Annotated in this window: 14 protein-coding genes; 1 reads left to right on the top strand and 13 read right to left on the bottom strand. The window is 72.5% G+C overall.

Features of this window, described 5'->3' with window-relative positions:
- Window positions 1–33: 33 nt before the first annotated feature.
- The 7 genes from B0I28_RS23480 to B0I28_RS23450 all read right to left on the bottom strand — a co-directional run bounded on the left by B0I28_RS23480 (window position 34) and on the right by B0I28_RS23450 (window position 7,897).
- A complete protein-coding gene (locus tag B0I28_RS23480; protein ID WP_106366298.1) occupies window positions 34–2,067 on the bottom strand; it encodes a glycoside hydrolase family 36 protein in 2,034 nt (677 codons plus the stop codon).
- 193 nt (window positions 2,068–2,260) lie between these two features.
- Complete coding sequence (locus B0I28_RS23475; protein ID WP_106366297.1) at window positions 2,261–3,010, bottom strand: glycoside hydrolase family 12 protein; 750 nt, start codon at window positions 3,008–3,010, stop codon at window positions 2,261–2,263.
- Between the two features lie 165 nt (window positions 3,011–3,175).
- The gene (locus B0I28_RS23470; RefSeq protein ID WP_106366296.1) at window positions 3,176–4,426 is read right to left on the bottom strand and encodes an MFS transporter; all 1,251 of its coding nucleotides are present in this window, start codon (window positions 4,424–4,426) and stop codon (window positions 3,176–3,178) included.
- Between the two features lie 84 nt (window positions 4,427–4,510).
- Window positions 4,511–4,870: an ArsR/SmtB family transcription factor gene (locus tag B0I28_RS23465; RefSeq protein WP_106366295.1), complete on the bottom strand. Its 360-nt coding sequence runs from the start codon at window positions 4,868–4,870 to the stop codon at window positions 4,511–4,513.
- Between the two features lie 158 nt (window positions 4,871–5,028).
- Complete coding sequence (locus B0I28_RS23460) at window positions 5,029–6,228, bottom strand: hypothetical protein (protein WP_146148212.1); 1,200 nt, start codon at window positions 6,226–6,228, stop codon at window positions 5,029–5,031.
- Window positions 6,229–6,280: 52 nt separating this feature from the next.
- Window positions 6,281–7,195, bottom strand: a complete 915-nt coding sequence (locus B0I28_RS23455) for an EamA family transporter (RefSeq protein WP_106366293.1) — start codon at window positions 7,193–7,195, stop codon at window positions 6,281–6,283.
- A 60-nt stretch (window positions 7,196–7,255) separates the two neighbouring features.
- Window positions 7,256–7,897, bottom strand: coding sequence for an alpha-ketoglutarate-dependent dioxygenase AlkB family protein (locus B0I28_RS23450; RefSeq protein WP_106366341.1), 642 nt, complete (start codon window positions 7,895–7,897; stop codon window positions 7,256–7,258).
- Between the two features lie 131 nt (window positions 7,898–8,028).
- Between B0I28_RS23450 and B0I28_RS23445 the strand changes: the two genes are divergently transcribed.
- Complete coding sequence (locus B0I28_RS23445; protein ID WP_106366292.1) at window positions 8,029–8,577, top strand: hypothetical protein; 549 nt, start codon at window positions 8,029–8,031, stop codon at window positions 8,575–8,577.
- Here B0I28_RS23445 and B0I28_RS23440 read toward each other — a convergent pair.
- The 6 genes from B0I28_RS23440 to B0I28_RS23415 form a co-directional block, all read right to left on the bottom strand.
- On the bottom strand, window positions 8,549–9,349 hold the full coding sequence (locus B0I28_RS23440) for a nucleotidyltransferase domain-containing protein (RefSeq protein ID WP_106366291.1): 801 nt from the start codon (window positions 9,347–9,349) through the stop codon (window positions 8,549–8,551). The two genes, B0I28_RS23445 and B0I28_RS23440, sit on opposite strands and share 29 nt — an antisense overlap.
- Window positions 9,350–9,360: 11 nt before the next feature.
- Entirely contained in the window at window positions 9,361–11,913 is a 2,553-nt protein-coding gene (locus B0I28_RS23435; RefSeq protein ID WP_245889083.1) for a polynucleotide kinase-phosphatase, read from the bottom strand.
- Complete coding sequence (locus tag B0I28_RS23430) at window positions 11,906–13,288, bottom strand: 3' terminal RNA ribose 2'-O-methyltransferase Hen1 (RefSeq protein WP_106366290.1); 1,383 nt, start codon at window positions 13,286–13,288, stop codon at window positions 11,906–11,908. The genes B0I28_RS23435 and B0I28_RS23430 overlap by 8 nt, the downstream gene beginning before the upstream one ends.
- 74 nt (window positions 13,289–13,362) lie before the next feature.
- The gene (locus B0I28_RS23425) at window positions 13,363–16,113 is read right to left on the bottom strand and encodes an AfsR/SARP family transcriptional regulator (RefSeq protein ID WP_106366289.1); all 2,751 of its coding nucleotides are present in this window, start codon (window positions 16,111–16,113) and stop codon (window positions 13,363–13,365) included.
- Between the two features lie 257 nt (window positions 16,114–16,370).
- A complete protein-coding gene (locus tag B0I28_RS23420; protein ID WP_106366288.1) occupies window positions 16,371–17,135 on the bottom strand; it encodes a hypothetical protein in 765 nt (254 codons plus the stop codon).
- Between the two features lie 9 nt (window positions 17,136–17,144).
- Window positions 17,145–17,798: a zinc metalloprotease gene (locus B0I28_RS23415; RefSeq protein ID WP_219926947.1), complete on the bottom strand. Its 654-nt coding sequence runs from the start codon at window positions 17,796–17,798 to the stop codon at window positions 17,145–17,147.
- Window positions 17,799–17,836 lie beyond the last annotated feature (38 nt).

Here is a 17,836-nt window from a genome sequence, read left to right as displayed (position 1 = left end):
GTTTCCTTAGTCGTCAAGTGATCTGGGTGTTGTTCAGTGAGGGGCGACTTCGAAGATCCGGGCGCTCGGGCCCGGCGGGACGTCGAGCACGGGCACGCCGTCCCGGTCCGTCCACTTCCACTCCGGCAGCGACGCGGGGTAGACCTGCCGCACCGCGCGCCCCCGCAGCTCGGGCAGTGCGATCTCGGCGGCGTCGCCGCGCGACCAGACCGCCAGCAGCGACCCCGCATCGGCCTCAAGGAGCAGCGCGATCACCTCGTCGTCCCACCCGGGGAGCCCCAGCGGCCACGCCGGGCGGGAGACCGCGAGCCGTGAGCGCCGGTCCCGGTGCAGCGCAACCGCTTCGCGGACCAGCGCGGACTGCTCGTCGCCGAGCTCGTGCAGGAACCCCGAGAGGTACATGCGGCCCATGACGCCCGCGGTCATCGCGAACGCGGTCGCCTCGGGCGTCATGCCCGCGTCGGGATACGCCCAGTTCCCGGCCTGCTCGGGCAGGACGCTCGCGGGCGCCGCCGCGGCGATCGTCGCGTACCGCCGGTAGTCCTGCTGGTCGCTCGTGGACTGGAGATGGACGGCCGACAGCAGGTGGTGGTCCATGCGCATGCCGCCCGACGAGCAGCTCTCGATCAGCAGCCGCGGATGCCGCTCCTGCACCGCGAGGATCCAGTCCCGCAGCGCCCGCGTGTGCCCCAGCAGCCCCGCGCCCGGCGCGGCCGCGCCGACGTCAGTCCCGGCGCCGATGTTGACGTTGTAGTCGAGCTTGAAGAACCCGATCCCGAACTCGTCGACGAGCCGGTCCACGGTCTCGTCCAGCAGCGCGCGCGCCGCAGGGTGCCGCAGGTCCAGCTGGAAGTGGTTCCCCTCGACGACGCGCTCGCCGTACCGGCAGAACAGCGCCTCGTCCGGCAGCGTCGCCGCGACCGGCGAATCGACGCCCACGCCCTCCGGCTCCAGCCACAGGCCCGGCCGCATCCCCGCGCGGCGGATCGCGTCGGTCACCGCCAGCAGCCCGTCCGTGAACCGGCCGGCGCCCTCGCGCCACTCGCCCGCGCCGGACCACCAGCCCTCCCCGGGCGCCGAGAACCAGCCCGCGTCGATGCAGAAGTACTCCGCGCCCGCGGCCGCCGCGGCCTCGATGAGCGGCAGCAGCTTCTCTGTGGACGGATCGCCCATGAGCGTGTTCATGTAGTCGTTGTAGACGACCGGCAGCCGCGTGTCCGCCGTGCGCGGCACCCGGATCGCCCGCCGGTACCCGGTCAGCGCCGCGAACGCCGCGTCCCGGCCGCCGTCGGCCACGGCCACCCCCGCGGGCACGCTCGTGAACTCCGCGCCCGGCGCCAGCCGCTCGGCGAACTGGTGCTCCAGGTCGGTCGGCCCGAGGACCCCCACGGTCACCGAGTCCGCCCCGCGCGACAGCTCCCAGTGCCACCCCGCGCTCGTCTCCACTTGCCACGCGACCGATGTCCCGTGCTCCGAGGCGAGCACGCCAGTGGGCAGCACCTCGCCGCTCGACCACGACCCGTGGCTGGTCACCGCGAAATGCCCGCGGCCGGCGTACCCGAACTGCGCGAACGCCAGGTCCGGCAGCAGCTCGGCGATCGGCCGCTGCTCCCAGCGCCCTTCCCCGAGCCACTCGCTGCGGCCCCACAGCACGTCGTACCCGGTGCCGGGGACCGTGAAGACCGCGGACGTCAGCATGGTGAGCACGAGGTCGCGGTCGCCGGTGTTGCGCACGGTCTGCGTGATCTGGAGCCCTGGCCCGGCGGCGCGGAAGGCGGTCGTGACCTCGATGCCGCGGCCCTCTTCGCGCTGGCGCACGCGCAGCACGTCCCCGTCGGACTCGTGGTCGACGTAGCGCAGCCGCACCCCGGTCGCCGACCGCACGTAGATCTGGGTATTGTGCTCGCGGTTGCGGCCTCCGGTGTGCAGCTCCACGATCGGGCAGGGCGCCACCGCGGACGCCGCCTCGGGGCCCGCGGCGAGCCGGACGAGGCGCACGGGCCCGTCGTCGTACGCGAACCGCAGGTGCAGCCCGGGCCGGTCCCAGGCGAACTCGGTTCCGCTCATCGATGCATCAAAGGTCATATCTTTACGATCATCCCGTAGTGGCGACTGAAGCGTCAAGGGGAGAACGTCCAGAATTCCGCGCCGAATCTCGGAGATCGCGCGACTGGCGAATCGAATAGATCGAATGAATCGGCGAACGGGTCGCACCCCGCCGCGGACCGCGCGGGTCCGGGACGGGGCGCGACGGCTCGGATCAGATGTTCGATCCGCCGCCGGAGGTGTTGCTCCACCAGGCGCTGTAGCTGTTGAGCGAGTACCGCTTCTGCACGCCGCTGGTCGAGGTGATCTCCAGGCCGAACTGCATCGTGTCGAACGTGGTGTTGCGCAGTCGGCCGTTGTCCGCCGCCCAGCGCCACACGGCCGAGGCGTCGACGGTGCCGGTGGTCGTCTTCTGGGCCGGTATGAGCTGGAGGACGTTCCAGCCCGGGTCGGCCTGCCAGACCGAGGCGTAGAGGACGCCGCCGATGGTCACGTTGGACGCGATCTGGCTGCCCCAGCCGCCCGCGGAGTTCCCCGACCAGTCGGTGAAGACCATGATCTCGTCCTGGTTGTTCGTCGACCAGAGGTCGCTCGTCCAGTTCCAGTGGTCGCTGCCGCCCACCGGCGCCGAAGAGGTGTTGTACCAGAAGCCCGCCGAGTTCAGCTGCGACAGGGGGGTCTGGAGCCTGGTCGAGGTGTTCGGGTAGGACTTGATCCCGCCGCCGGTGTGCGTCGCGTCGACGTACCAGGACTTGATGCTGTTCACCGTGAGGCACTGACTCCCGGCGTTGTCGCCCCAGATGTTGTTGTAGTTCGTCCAGGACCCCTGCGTGTAGCTGCCCCAGCGGTCGCACGTGGAGTACACCTGCGCCTGCGCCGGGGTCGCGAAGCCCAGGAGTCCGGCGATCACGAGGACGGCGAGCACCATCTGCGCGAAGACCGCCTTCTTGTCGACTGCTTTCATCTGACCATTCCTTCCTGCCTGCACGGCCGTGCGGCTCCCACCCCGTCGCGCGGATGCCGCCGCGCGTGGGAGTCCGGCCTGATACATGGACATTCTTATATATCCCGGAAGACATGTCAATGTTTGATTGCCTTACCAAACAAAAAAGAGGTCTGATGATTGCGCCTATGCGGCAAGGACCTTCTGCTCGGTCTCGCGCGCCGCGGTGACCGTGGCGGAGTCGCGGGAGGGCCAGGCGAGGAGCGCGGCGACGGCCGCAGTGAGCGCCACCGCGGCGAGGACGGCTGCGGCCGTCCCCGTGTTCGCCTGCGCGGCAAGCCATCCGGCGAGCGGGTAGGTGAGGAGGAACCAGCCGTGGGACAGGGAGAACTGCGCGGCGAACGCGGCGGGCCGGCCGGTCGGCGTGGAGGAGGCGGTGACGATCCGCCCGGTCGGGGTGAGGATCGCGCCGGTCGCGACACCGAGGACCGTCCACAGCGAGAGGAGCCCCGCCCAGCCGAGGACGCCGCCGCCGAGTGCGGCGGTCAGGAGCGCCAGTCCCGCGGCGAGGGTGAACGCGGCCGGGACCATGACGGTCCGGTCGTTGACTCGCCGCAGCAGCCGCGGCAGGGCGAGTGCGGCGGTCATCGAGCCGATGCCGAAGGCGCCCAACGCGATGGCGACGTCGCCGTTGCCGCGGCCGAGCACGTCCTGCACCAGGACCACGGTGTCGACCACGACCATCGCCGTCGCGGCGGCCACGGCCAGGTGCGCCAGCAGCAGACCCCGCAGCCGTGGCGTTGCGGCGTAGAGACGGAACCCGCGGGTGGTCTTGGCCCACCGGCCTTCGCCGTGCGCGGCGGGCGCGAGCTTCGGCAGCGCGACCGAGACCACCAGGACTGCCGAGGCGAGGAAGCCGATCGCGGTGCCCGTGAACAGCCAGTTGTAGGAGACGGCCGCCAGCAGGGCCGCGGCGAGCATTGGGCTGAAGAGGCTCTCCAGGTCGTAGGCGAGGCGCGAGAGCGACAGCGCCTTCGTGTAGTCCTCCTCCTCGGTGAGGACGTCGGGGATCGTCGCCTGGAATGTGGGAGTGAAGGCCGCCGATGCGGACTGGAGGACCAGGACGAGGACGTACACCTGCCACACCTCGGTCGTGAACGGCAGCGCCAGCGCGACCGCGGCCCGTGCGATGTCCATGCCCACCATGAGCTTCTGGCGCGAGACGCGCTCGGCGAGGGCGGTCGCGATCGGGCCGACGACGAGGTACGCGAGCATCTTGACCGCCAGCGCGGTCCCGAGGACCGCGCCCGCCCGCGCCCCGGCGAGGTCGTACGCGAGGAGGCTCAGCGCCACGGTCGCGAGTCCGGTGCCGGTCAGGGCGATGACCTGCGCGGCGAACAGGTGGCGGTAGGTGCGGGAACAGAGTACGGAGAGCACGGCGGGTCCTCGGTCCGGGGATGCTGATGCTCCGACCGTACCATCATGTGCGCACTTGCGCACACGTCGCCCATATGTGCGAGCCTACTGGTGCCAGGGCTCCCCGGTGACCTGGTGGTCCGCGCGGCTCAGGGCCTCGACGACGAGCCTGCGCAGGTGCCCGTCGGTGAGCGAGTAGACCGCCCGCCGCCCCTCGCGCCGCGGCTGCACCAGCCCGGCGAGCCGCAGCTTCGCCAGGTGCTGGCTCACGGCGGGCCGCGCCGCCCCGGTGGCCTCGGTCAGTGCGGACACGTCGGCCTCGTCCTGGGCGAGGACCCACAGCAGGTGCAGGCGGGTCGAGTCGGCCAGGAGCGCGAACACCGATGCGGCATTGGCGAACTGCTCGCCGCTGGGGGAGGCGTGGTGCAAGGGCTTTGCAGGAGCAGGTGTCTCGCGTTCGGGCATGCCGCCATCCTACGTCCGCCCGGGCCGCCCGAGCCTCTTCCGCGATCCCGGTCCGATCCGGGTCGGCGCGTTCCCCGCGAACCGCCGCCCCGTGTCCGTCTCCGATGCCTCGCCGCGTCCGCCCGGCCCCCGCGCACCACGGGGCCGAGCGGCGAAGGTCAGCCCGAGATCAGCTCCTGGGCCTTGGCGGTGTAGTCCTTGATCTCGCCCTGCCAGGCGTAGATGTCGGTCTCGATCGCCGTGTACAGCTCGGCGACCACCTGGTCGTACGTCGAGGTCGCGGTGTCGCGGTAGCCGGTCTCGTCACCGCATTCGGCGAAGGCCACGGCCATGTCGGTCTCGTAGGCCCGCTTGCCGTCGAAGTCGTCGGGGACGTCCTCGGGGAGGTCGGGCACAGGCGGGTTCGTGTCCTCGGCGCGGTCCTCGCCGTCGGGGACCCCCTCGTCGTAGGTCTCGCCGGTGTACAGCAGCGACGAGTAGTCGATCATCGCGAGCGTGCCTTCGTCGTTGAACTCCCAGCCGGGGTAGCCGCGCTCGTCGATGCAGTCGAGGAAGCCGCCGTTGGCGTCGGCGATCCGGGCGGCGTACTCGGCGCCGGCGGCTTCGAGGTCGATCTCCGGCGCCCGCGGGCGCCACTCCCAGTCCACTTGGTCGGTCCCTTCGATCTCGACCTGGTATGGAGCGTCGTAGAGCTGCTCGATCATCTCCAGCTGGCAGCCGCCGGGCTCCGGCCCGCTCTCGCCGCCGCCGCCGAAGTCGAGCGCGCCGTCTTCGCCGCCGCCGGCGTCCTCGCCGCCCGCCTCGGGGTCGTATTCGAGCGCCTCGACCGCCTCCTCGCCCTGGTAGGCGACGCGCCAGGCACGGCGCTCCGCTTCGGAGAGGGCGTCGAACGCGGAATTGTCGAACTCGGGCGTCTCGGGTCCGAGGTCGCTGGTCGCCTCGTAGTAGTCCTGGGTCTCCTGGGACTCCCACATCTCCTCGGTGTCGGCCCACCAGCCGAACCCGTACTGCGCCGCGTCGTCGACGGTCGGCAGGAACGGGTCGGCGGGATAGGAGTAGACCACGGTGTCGACCTCGTAGGGCTCGTTCTGGCCCAGATAGACCATGTCGTGGACGGTGAAGCCCTGCGCCTCAAGGCATTCGGCGATGATCCGGTCCTCGGCGGCGCTCAGTTCCATGTCGAGGCGGATGTTCTCGTTGGCGATCTCGATCAGCTGCGCGGCGTCGAGGAGGCCCCCGCCGCCCGCCGCGTCATCGGACCCTTCGTCCGATCCGTTGCAGCCCAAGGCCGTCATGACGAGGGCCGCGCCGCCGATCGATCCGGCCGCGCGGGCCCATGATGTTGTTCTTCGTTTCATGGGTGGAAGACGCCGCCCGCCGCGGGAGCGGTTGCAGCGCTGCCGGACCGGTCTAAGCCTGCGCAGCCGCGGGCGCCGCGACCGGTGGCAGGAGCCGGGGCTTGCGGCGGCGGATGCTTCCCAGAAGGACGCCGCCGACGACCAGGACGCCGCCGAGCGCTTCGGGGAGCGTGACGGTCTCGCCGAGGATGAGCCAGGCCGCGGTCATGCCGGTGACCGGCACGAGCATCGAGAACGGGGCGACCACGCCCGCCGGGTGGCGGGACATGAGCCAGGTCCACAGGCCGGAGCCGACGACCGTGCCGACGAGCACGGTGTAGAGCAGCCCGAGCACGGCCGCGAGCGCGCCCGGGTCGCTGTAGTCGGTGAGCGAGAACGCGATCCGCGAGGGCCCCTCGACGACCAGCGCGAGCGCGAGCATCGGCAGCGGCGGGACCACGGACATCCACAGCGTCAGGTGCAGCGGGTTCGCGGCCCGCGCCTGCCGGTTCGCGACGTTGCCGATCGCCCAGCCGAGCGCGCCCGCGAGCGTCAGGAGGAACGGGATCACGCTCGCGTGCTCGGCCCGCTGCCAGCCGACCACCGCGAGGCCTCCGACCGCGACGAGGATGCCGAGCAGCTGCGGCCCGGAGACGCGCTCGCGCAGGAACGTCGCGCCCAGGAGCATCGTGAACGGCCCCGACGCCTGGAGCACCAGCGACGCCAGACCCGTGGGCATCCCCGCGGCCAGGCCCCAGTACAGGAACAGGAACTGGAGCACGCCGAAGCCGAACCCGTACCCGATCAGCCAGCGCAGCGGCACATCAGGGCGCTTGACCAGCAGGACCGTGGGGATCGCGATGAGCGCGAACCGGAGCGCGACGAGGAACATCGGCGGGAAGTGCTGGAGCGAGGCGTCGATGGCGATGAAGTTGAGACCCCACATCACGGCGACGGCCACGGCGAGCAGAACATGGCGGACGGGCATCGGTCCATGATGACCGCGCCGACCGCGCGTGACAAACGGAAAAGGACGTGACCTTTACCGTCACCCGAGCCCGCTCGCGCGCAGCGTCAGGTTCAGCCGCCCGGTCAGACCGAGCCCGGCCGGGGCGGTGCCCGGGAGGATGCGCGGGACGCCGTGGAACGCCAGGCGCGAGGGCCCGCCGAAGACGAACAGGTCGCCGCTGCGCAGCTCCAGGTCGGTGTACGGCCGCGAGCGCGTCTCGGTGTTGCCGAACCGGAAGACGCACGTGTCGCCCAGGCTCACCGAGACCACCGGCGCGTCCGAGCGCTCCTCCCGGTCCTGGTGCATGCCCATGTGCGCGTCGGCGTCGTAGAAGTTCACCAGCGCCATGTCGTACACCGCGGGCGGCGCCTCGCCGTACGCGGCGGCGAGCGCCCCGCGGGCGAGGTCGCCGAGTTCGGGCGGGAACGGTTTGACGGGGGCGCCGTCGTCGGTGGTCTTCGAGTACGCGTACGGCCGCCAGTGCCAACCGAGGCACACCTGCTTCGCGGTCATCGTGCCGCCGCCCGGCGTGCGGACCGTGCGCATGCCCGCCGGGTTCCGGGCCCACTCGCGGCAGGCGGCGACGAGGTCTCGCTGGCCGTCGGCGTCGAGCCAGTCGGGCACGAGGACGGCGCCGGGCGCCACCTCGGTCCGGCTCCTTGGGAACAGCTCGTCGCTCACGGCCGTCAAGTCTAGGGGATTGACGGCGCCGGATATGGTGGATCGTGCGCCGATTCGTGTTGATCGCAGGGGTTCTCGGGCTGCTGGCCGCCGCGGGATGCCAGGGCCCGCCCGCCCCTTGGGAATCGGAGATGCCAGGCGCGAGCGCCGCCGAGTACGCGGAGGCGCTGCCGTACGAGTTCCACCCGACCGCCGACGTGTGCCCGACAGAAGCGCAGGTCCTTGAGGCGTTCCCGGCGATGACGGGCTTCGAGCGGACCGAGGCCGAGGTGTACACCGACGCGCTCGACACCGCGGTCGCGGTCTACGACAACGGGGACCCCGACGCGGACTCGCTGCGCGAGGTCGCGAGCGCGGTCGAGTGCTTCTTCTGGATCGACGACGCCGACTTCGTGAACGTCACCTTCAGCGTCTACCTCTTCGAGGAGAGCGCCGCCGACGCGTACGCCGACCGGGCGCAGGGGGAGGAGCACCCGTCGCCGGAGTGGGACCAGGCGTCGTACGCGCTCGCCGACGCGGATTCGGAAGCGTTCAGCGACTACTGGTTCACCGCGAGGAGCGGGCACGTCGTGGTCACCGGCGGGGGCGCGATCGACAACGCGGGCATGACGAAGGAGGAGACCGCGGATGCGCTGCTCGCGCTCGCGGTGGTCAACGGCGATCCCCTCTGGGAGCGGTAGCGGCCCAGTGCCGCAGGTGCGCCTCGACCGACCACGCCGAGATGCGGTCCGTGTCCGGCTCGGCGGGGAGCGGCGTCGTTCCGGCGTCGAGGAGCGATTCGATGCGGTCGCGGACCGCGGCGATCTCCGCGAGCACGGCGTCGAGGTCGGGGACGGCCCCGGACTTGACGGCGAGCACGCGCTCGCGCTGCTCAGCGGGCATCGGCAGGGTCAGGCGGGCGTGCTCGGTCATCTCCAGGCCCTGGAGGCCGAGCCGGAGGGCGTGGGACGCGAACTTCGTGTCGTAGCCGTGGGCCGCGACGAGTTCGGGCCGCTTCGGCATGTCCTTCTGACGGCCGCGGCCCAGGAGCATCGCGACCTGGCCGTCGAGGTACCCGACGGTCCGGCGCGCCGCCTGCTGGGAGAGGAACGCCGGGCCGAGGGCGCGCAGCTCGTCGCCGAGTGGCGTCGAGCGGAACACGGACTCCTTGGGCGCGTAGAGGACCAGCAGCAGGTTCGGGTTGCCCGCGACGGCGAGGCGCAGGAACTTCCGCAGCGAGTACAGGGTGCATTCGCGGTCCCCGGCCTGGGACCGGTGGCCCTCGGGGCGGTCGCGCCGCGTGTAGTGGTCCAGGGGCCCGGCCAGGCCCATGACGTGCTCGGCGGGCTCGATGAACACGCCGTTCTCGTCATGGTCGCTGACCCCGGCGATGGCGAGCCCGTGGACGCCCGAGCCCGCCTCAGTCCGCAGGATCTCGTTGGCGCGAGCAACAGCGTCAAGACCGGCGGTCATGTCGTCTCCGTTCACAGCCGCGGGTCCACCGGCTCGGATTCCAGGGCCAGCACCGCGAACACGTACTGGTGGATCTGCCACAGTGGAGCGTTCTCGGCGGTCAGGTCGAGCGCCTCGACGCCGAGGGCGTACTCGCGCAGCGCCTGGGACCGCTTGTGCTGCAAGCGGCGCTGGCGCAGCGCGACGAGCCGCTCGGGCTCGGTGTAGTCGGCGCCGTAGATGATCCGCAGGTACTCCCGGCCGCGGACCTTCAGGCCCGGTTGCAGTTTCGGGCGGTCCTCCAGGACCGGCTTGACGACCATGCCTTCACCGCCGTCGGCGCACAGGTCGATCCACCACCGGGTCGCCTCGTCCTCGTCGGCGGTGCCGAGTGCGACGAACCGCCGCCGCGTCTCCAGCAGCAGCCCCGAGCCGTCGGCGGCGGTGAGCGCGTCGATCCACTCCAGGTGCCGGTCGTGCCGGTGGTCGGCGCGGTTGCGGCCCTCCGTGGCGAGGACCTGGAACGGCGCGAGCCGCACCCCGTCGAGACCCTCAGTGGGCCAGCAGTACCGCTGGTACACCTCCGCGAACGCCTCCATATTGGAACGCCGCGAATCGGTCCGCGCGGCGAGGCCGGCCACGTCCAGTCCCCGCGCCGCCGCGGCCTCCAGCACCGCCGCAGCGGCCGGGAGCGCGGCGAGGCCCGCGGCCGCGACGCCCGCGAACTGGTCCTCGATGAGGTCCCGGGCCTTCGCCGACCAGGGGAGCAGCTCGCAGTCGAGGAGCATCCAGTCGGTGTCGAGCCGCTCCCACAGACCCGCCGCGGCAGCGGCGGCCGCGACGCGGTCGAGCACGCCGGTCGTGAGCGCCTCGTCCTCGAAGAACGCCCGGCCGGTCCGCGTCAGGAGCGCGCCCCACGGCGCCGCGTCGAGGCCGAAGCGCCGCTTCGCGGTCTCAGGGTCGCGGCACACGAGCGCGACGGCCCGCGACCCCATGTGCTTCTCCTGGCACACCACCCGCTCGGCGCGCCCGCGGTACTGCGCGAACGCCTGCGCCGGGTGCTCCAGGTAGCCGTCCGTGTCGGAGGCGTCGACGGGCGCCATGGTCGGCGGCAGGTACAGCAGGCGCCGCGGGTCGTCCGCGAAGCGGCTCATGACCTCCAGTGCCGCCGCCGCGTTCTCGGCCCGCACCTTCACCGTGCCCACGAGCCCGGTCTCCAGGTGCCGGTCGCCGGCCACGTCGGTGATGTCGAGCGTCGCCGCATCCCGTTCGGCCGCAACGGGGGCGAGGGGCCGGACGGGCTCGTACCACTCGCGCTCGGCGTCGACGGCGACCAGTTCGCGCTCGGGGTAGCGCAGCGCGGTGAGCTTCCCGCCGAAGCAGCAGCCGGTGTCGAGGCAGATCGTGTTGTTGATCCACTGGGGATCGACGGTGGGGGTGTGGCCGTAGACGACCGCGGCCGCGCCGCGGTACTCCTCGGCCCACGGCAGGCGCACCGGCAGCCCGTACTCGTCGGTCTCCCCGGTGGTGTCGCCGTACAGCGCGAACGAGCGCACCGCCCCCGAGGCGCGGCCGTGGAACTCCTCTTTCAGACCCGCGTGCGCGACGACGAGGCTCCCGCCGTCGAGCAGCAGGTGCGCCCGCAGCCCGTCCATGAAGGCGCGGGCCTCCTCGCGGAACGCCTCGTCCTCGGCGCCGAGCTGTTCGAGGGACTCGGCCAGGCCGTGCGTCGCCTTCACCTTGCGGCCGTTCAGGGCCCGCACGAGCTTGTGCTCGTGGTTGCCCTGCACGCACAGCGCCGTCCCGGCCTTCACCATGCCCATGACCAGGCGCAGCACACCCGGCGTGTCGGGCCCGCGGTCGACCAGGTCGCCCACGAACACCGCCTTGCGGCCCTCCGGGTGCGCGGCGCCCACGGCACGGCCCTGCCCGTCGCGCTCGATCGTCCAGCCCAGGTCCCCAAGCAGCGCTTCGAGTTCGGCGCGGCAGCCGTGCACGTCGCCGATCAGGTCGAACGGGCCGGTCTCCTCCTTGCGGTCGTTCCAGGACTTCTCGGTGACGACCCGCGCGGCGGCGACGGCCTCGGCCCCGGCGAGGTGGTGGACGCGCCGGAACCCCTCCTTCTTCAGGTGCTTGAGGCTGCGCTTGAGGTCGCGGTGGTGGCGGCGCACGACGGACTCGCCGAAGTCCCGGTCCGGCCGGGCGGCGTTGCGCTCCACGGCCACCGACGGCTCGACGTCGAGGACGATCGCGTCCACGAGGACGTGGTGCGACCGCGCCAGCTCGACCAGTTCGGTTCGGGCGCGCTCCTGCACGTTCGTGGCGTCCACGACGGTGAGCAGCCCGAGCCGCAGCCGCGTCCCCACGATGTGGTGGAGCAGCTTGAACGCCTCGGCCGTCGCGGCCTGGTCGGTCTCGTCGTCGGCGACGAGGCCCCGGCAGTAGTCCGACGAGATCACCTGCGTGGGTTTGAAATGCGTCGCGGCGAACGTCGACTTCCCGGACCCGGAGACGCCGATGAGGACGACAAGGGACAGTTCGGGGACGCTGATCGTCTGCGGCTCGGTCACGGTCGCGTCAGTCACGGTCGAACACTCCCATCTGCGTCGGACTCCCCGCTTCGGGGTCGACGGTGCCGACCCCCTCGATCCGGACCCGGTAGCCGTACCGGGCCGCGACTCCCTCGGCCCATGCGGCGAAGCGGTCCCGTTCCCATTCGAAGCGGTGGTCGGCGTGCCGCATCTCGTGCGCGCCCAGGCCGTACCGGGCGTTGAACTCGGCGTTCGGCGTCGTCACGATGACGGTCCGCGGCCGGGCGTCGCCGAACACGACCCGCTCCATCGCGGGCAGCCGCCCGGGGTCGAGGTGCTCGATCACCTCCATGAGGACCGCCGCGTCGAACCCGGCGAACCGCTTGTCGCGGTAGACGACCGAGCCTTGGATGAGCTGGAGGCGCTGACGCTGCCGCTCGCCCATCCGGTCGAGCCGCAGCGCCCGCTCCGCCATGCCGAGCGCGCGGGACGAGACGTCCGCGCCGGTGATCCGGGTGTACCGCGGATCGTCCAGGAGCGCGGCGAGGAGCTTCCCGGAACCGCACCCCAGGTCGAGCACCGAGGCGGCGCCGGACGCGGCGAGCGCGTCCATGACGGCGCCGATCCTGATGCGGTGCAGCGGGAGTGACTGCTCAGCGGTGTCCGCGTCCTCGGCGATGTCCGCATCGGACTCCACGGCCTCCGCGACCTCTTCGAGCCGGGCGAACGCCGCCCGCTCGTACGACTTCCGGTGCGCGAGATACCGGCCGGCGATGAGGCCGCGCAGCGGGTGCGCGGCGAGCCACTCGCCGCCGGAGCGCACGAGCTTGTCGACCTCGCCGATGTCGACCCAGTAGTGCTTCGCGTCGTCGAGGACCGGCAGCAGCACGTACAAGTGGCTCAACGCGTCCGAGAGACGCACCTCGCCGCGCAGGCGCACGCTCACGTGCCGCGAGTCCGCGTCGAACCCCGGCAGCGGCACCGCCTCGGCCTGCACCTCCCAGCCGAGGGGCTCGAACAGGTCCCGCACGAGCCGCGGCCCGCCCGTGCACGGGACGGCGGGCAGCGCGATCTCCAGCGGCATCGCGGCGGCGGCCAGCTCGGGCCGCTCCTCGCTGACGCCGGTCCGGGCGGTGGAGAAGACCTTCCCGAGCGCCACGGCCAGCAGCGACGAGGCCGCGTAGGGCCGGTCGTTCACGTACTGCTTGAGGGTCGCGTCGCCCGAGGCGCGCGCGTGCGACCGCGCCAGGCGCGCGGCGTCCACTTCGAGCAGGAGCGCGGCCGTGCACCGCTCCTCGCCCGCCTCCGGATAGCACACCCACGCGGTCCCGAAGGTCTGCTCGAACGACTGCACCCGGTCGGGGTGCTTGCGCAGCAGCCGGCCCAGGTCGGTCGCGGGCCTCGCGGTGGTCGTGATCGTCAGCAGCACCCGCCGATCATGCCACCCGCCCCGCACCCGGAGCGACCTGGTTTCGGACACCAGTCCCAAGGGCCGCCCGGCGCTCAGCGGTCGAGCGACGCGATCTTCTCGCGCACGGTGCGGGCGTCGGGGTGGTTCAACTCGTCGAGGATCGCGAGGGCGCGCTCCCAGGTGCGGCGGGCCGCGGCGCGGTCGCCGGTCGCGTGGTGGGTGTCGGCGAGCTTGAGGATCGTGGACGCCTCCTCGTGGCTGTTGCCGAGCCCGCGGTACAGGTCGAGCGCGGCGTTGAAGTGCGCCACGGCCTCGGCGTGGCGCCCGAGCCCGCGGAGGGCGTGCCCGAGGCTGTCGAGGGTCGCGGCCTGGCCGTGGCGGTCGCCGGTGGCGCGCATGAGGTCCAGCGCCCGTCGGCAGTAGCCGATCGCCCCGGCGTGGTCGCCCGAGAGCGTGTGGTTCCAGCCGATCGCGTTGAGGGCGTTGGCCTTGCCGATGTCGTGGCCGACCTGGCCGTACAGGTCGAGCGCCCGCATGCTGCACTCGACGGCCGCGGCGAACCGGCCCTGCCGGTGCTCCACGCGGGCGCGCACGTAGAACGTGTGCGCCTGCTCCACGAGGTCGCCGCGCTCGCGGCACAGCGCCAGCGTCCGGTCGAGGAGCGCCCCGGCCTCGGCATGGCGGGCGAGGCAGCTCAGGGCTTCGGCGCGCAGGCGGCCGGTCTTGATCTGGGCGGGGCCGTCGCCGAGCCTGCGCGCGGCCTCGATCGCGGTGCCGAAGACGGCGGCCTGGTCGTGCCAGCGCCCGCGGTCGAGGTAGTCGCGCATGGTCCAGGAGAGCTGCCAGCAGTGCCGGTCGAAGCCGTGGTCGGCGGCGAGTCCGACTGCGGCCGTGAGCGTCGCGGCCTCGGTGTGGAACCAGTCCATGGCCTCCTCGGCGTCGGCGAACGCGCCGACGGCGGCCGCGTCGAGCGCGGGGGCGAGGGGGAGCGGGTCGCGGTTGGGGTCGATGAGGTGGTTCGCGGCGTGGGCGGTGTGCAGGAGGCGGTCGAGGAGCCGGTGGACGGCGTCGCGGCCTTCGGCTCCGGCGAGCTCGGCGGCGTAGGCGCGGGTGAGGTCGTGGAAGCCGTAGCGGCCGGGCACGGGCTCGCCCAGAAGGTTCGCGCGGGTCAGCTCGGCGAGCAGGCGGCGGGTCTCGCGCGGGGCCTCGCCCGCGACGGCCGCCGCGTCGGCGAGCGGGATCGTCGGTCCGGGATGGACGCTGAGGAGCCGGAAGAGCCGCGCCCCTGCGGGAGTGAGGTCGCGGTAGGAGCAGGCGAAGACGGTGCGGAGGTCGGTGCTCCCGTCCGGGTCGGCGAGCGCGTCGAGCCGGTGCTCGGCGGGCCGCAGCTCCTCGGCAAGGGCCGCAAGGGGAAACGCCGGATCGTTGACGGCCCGCGCGGCGGCGACCGCGAGCGCCAGCGGCAGTCCGGCGCAGGAGGCGATGATCTGGCCGAGCGCCTCCGGTTCGGCGGCGGGCCGCCGGTCGCGCAGCCGCTGGCGCAGGAACCGCTCGGCGTCGGCGGCGTCCAAGACCGGCAGGTGGAGGGGCCTGGCGCCGTTGGCGGTGAGCGCAGAAAGGCGGTTGCGGCTGGTGACGAGGACGAGGCTGTCGGCGGTGCCGGGCAGGAGCGGCCGCACCTGCGCGGCGTCGCGGGCGTTGTCGAGGACCATGAGCACGCGCTTGTCGGCGAGGACGCTGCGCAGCAGCGCGGACCGGGCGTCGGTGTCGTCGGGGAGGTGCTCGGCGGGGACGCCGTGCGCGTCGAGGACCGTCCGCAGCGCCTCGCCCGCGGCGAGGGGTGCGGCGGCGGGGTCGAAGCCGCGCAGGTCGAGGTGGATCTGCCCGTCGGGGAACTTCTCGGCGACGCGCTGGGCCCAGTGGAGTGCCAGCGCGGTCTTGCCGATCCCGCCCGGCCCGGACAGGACCGCGACCGCTTCGCCGCTGTCCCCGAGCAGGCCGTCCAATGCGGCCAGTTCCGTTGCGCGCCCGGTGAAGTGCGCCGACGCGGCGGGGAGCTGCCGCGGCACCGGGACGCGGGGCCCGCGGGTGGCCGCCTGGAGCCCGGGGTCGTCGGCGAGGATGCGCCGGTGCATCTGCCGCAGTTCGCGGTCGGGCCCGGTCCCGAGCTCGTCCACCAGGGTCTCGCTGGTCTCCTGGAAGACCGCGAGCGCCTCGCTGCGCCTGCCGGAGCGGAACAGCGCGAGCATGAGCTGCGCCGCGAGGTGCTCCCAGAGCGGCTGGCGCGCATGCCATGCGCGCAGCTCGCCCACCAGCTCGGCGTGGCGCCCGAGTTCGAGCCCCGTGGCGACGTACCGCTCGAACGCGAGGTCGCGGCGCTCTCGCAGCGGCGTCCGCACCTCCTCGAACCTGGTGCTGCCCTCGACGTCCTGGAACGGGTCGGCGCGCACGAGCGCGAGCGCGGCCCGGTACGCCTCGGCGGCCTCGGCGAGCCGCCCTTCGTCGCGCAGCCGGTGCGCCGCGGCGGTGTGCCGGTCGAACTCCCACATGTCGAGCTCGCCGGGCGCGACCCGCAGCCGCAGGCCCTGATCCCACACGATGCGCGGCTCGGGGTCCGCCGGGTCGTGCAGGGCCGCACGGAGTTTCGAGACGTAGCCGCGGAGGTTCACCGCCGCCGACGGGGTCGGGTCGTCCCAGACGAGGTCCATGATGCGGGTGCGGCTGACGGATTCGCCGGGGGCGGTCAGGAGCGCCGCGAGCACGGCGCGCTGGCGCGGACCGCCGAGGGCGACCGTCCGCCCGCCGGTCTCGACCCGGAGCGGACCGAGTACCGAGAAGCGCATACCGCAACAGCCTCACCGGGATCGAGCCCCCGTGGTCCGTGCGGGGGCGTGTCCTCGCCGCGCGCCCGGCGGCCGCGGCGGCTCCCCGCACTCGGCTCCAGGGTCTGCTGGGGGTCGAGTCCGAAAGGGGCAGCGGCCACTATATCCAGCTTCGGGCGCAGGCGGACACGCGCGCCCGGCCCCCGCGGCGGGGGACCGGGCGCGCACGGCCGAGCAGCCGTTCTACTACGGATTCGGTTCGGCGGCAGGCGGTTCGGTCAATCGCAGGAGTTCGCGGCGGTGAGCGCCTGCACCTCTGACAGCGCGGCTTCGTCGGGCTTCGCGTCCTCCAGGGCCGCGACCAGCTCGTCGGCGCCCTCGCCGGCCAGGATCTCCTCGACGCCTTCGTCGACGTGGACGTCGGCGTCGGCGGCGAAGGCCGCGGCGTCCTTGACGGTCCCTTCGGACTCGCCGTTGCCGATCGTGCCGTCGTCGAAGGGGATCTCCGATCCTTCGCCGAGGCCGCGCCACTGGGCCGGGCGGTGGTCGCCGCCCTCGGTGCAGACGGCCTCCTCCCAGCGGATGGCCATCACGTACCGGTGGCCCACCTCGACGCGCGGGAAGCCGTCGAGCGCCATCTCGATCGGCTCCTCGGACTCGGCGTTGAAGTGCCACCCGAGCGCCGAGTACTCCCAGGTCTCGGGGGCCGCCTGCGGGGCGCCCTCGCGCGACCACAGGACGTCCTCGACCGTGAGCGAGACGGTGCGGCCGATGAGGCCCTCGCCGCGTTCGAGCGCTTCGGCGTCGGGCTCGATCACCTCCTCGGAGACGGCTTCGACGACGATCACGTGGTCGGCGTAGGTGACCCAGTCGGCGGCGGTGACGCTCGGGAGGTGGTCGCTGCCCTGCGCCAGCAGGACTTCCTCGGGTTCGGGTGCGGTGCGGTCCGATGCGGGTGCGGCCATGGCCGCGACGGCGATGCCGGCTGCGGAGGCGGCCGCGACGGCGCCGACCGCTGCTGCGATACGGGTTCTGATGCGCACGGGTCCTCCTCAGTACGTGGCGTTGATGTTCTCGATATTGTTGGCCTGGAGCCCTTCCTCGTCGCTGGTCGGTGTCTCCATGCACCCGAGCTGCTCGTCGGTGTTGGACCGCATCGGTGACGACTTGTTGCCGTGGAGCAGGCCCACGGCGTGGCCGGTCTCGTGGCAGGTCAGGCCCTTCACGTAGTGGCCGCCCCCGCGGATGCGGATGTACTGCTGGTCGCATTTGAGGGTGGACGCGGCGTTGTTGCAGAAGGTGACGCCGTCGGCGCTCTCGGACATGCCGACGGCGCTCTCCTCGTAGACGATGTCGGTCTCGGCGCTGCCCGAGAACTCCGGGCTCGTGTCGAGGGAGACGGAGAAGTCGGTGGGGCCGTAGACGGTGTTCATCACGCTGATGACGACGTTCCGGTCCTCGGTCTCCAGCATGTTGGTGCCGGCGCCGTCCATGTAGTACGTGAGGGTCGCATTGTCGGTCTGGCACGAGACCTGGCCGTCGGGGCCGCTCTCGCTGAAGCACCCCGACTGCTCGTACTGGGTGGGGTACATGTTGTCGGTGTACGCCGCCCAGGCGACCCCGGCCGTGACGGCCACGGTCGTGACGACCGCGGCGGACAGGCACACCGCCTTGACGCTCAGCCGCCTGATAGAGGGTATCGACATCGGACATTCCCTTCCGGCCGGTCGAGGGGGCGACGCGG

Origin of the sequence: Glycomyces artemisiae (assembly GCF_003002955.1) — a bacterium.
Taxonomy (GTDB): Bacteria; Actinomycetota; Actinomycetes; order Mycobacteriales; family Micromonosporaceae; genus Glycomyces; species Glycomyces artemisiae.
Note: the sequence above shows the minus strand (reverse complement) of the source record. Positions and strands in the feature narration are given on the sequence as shown.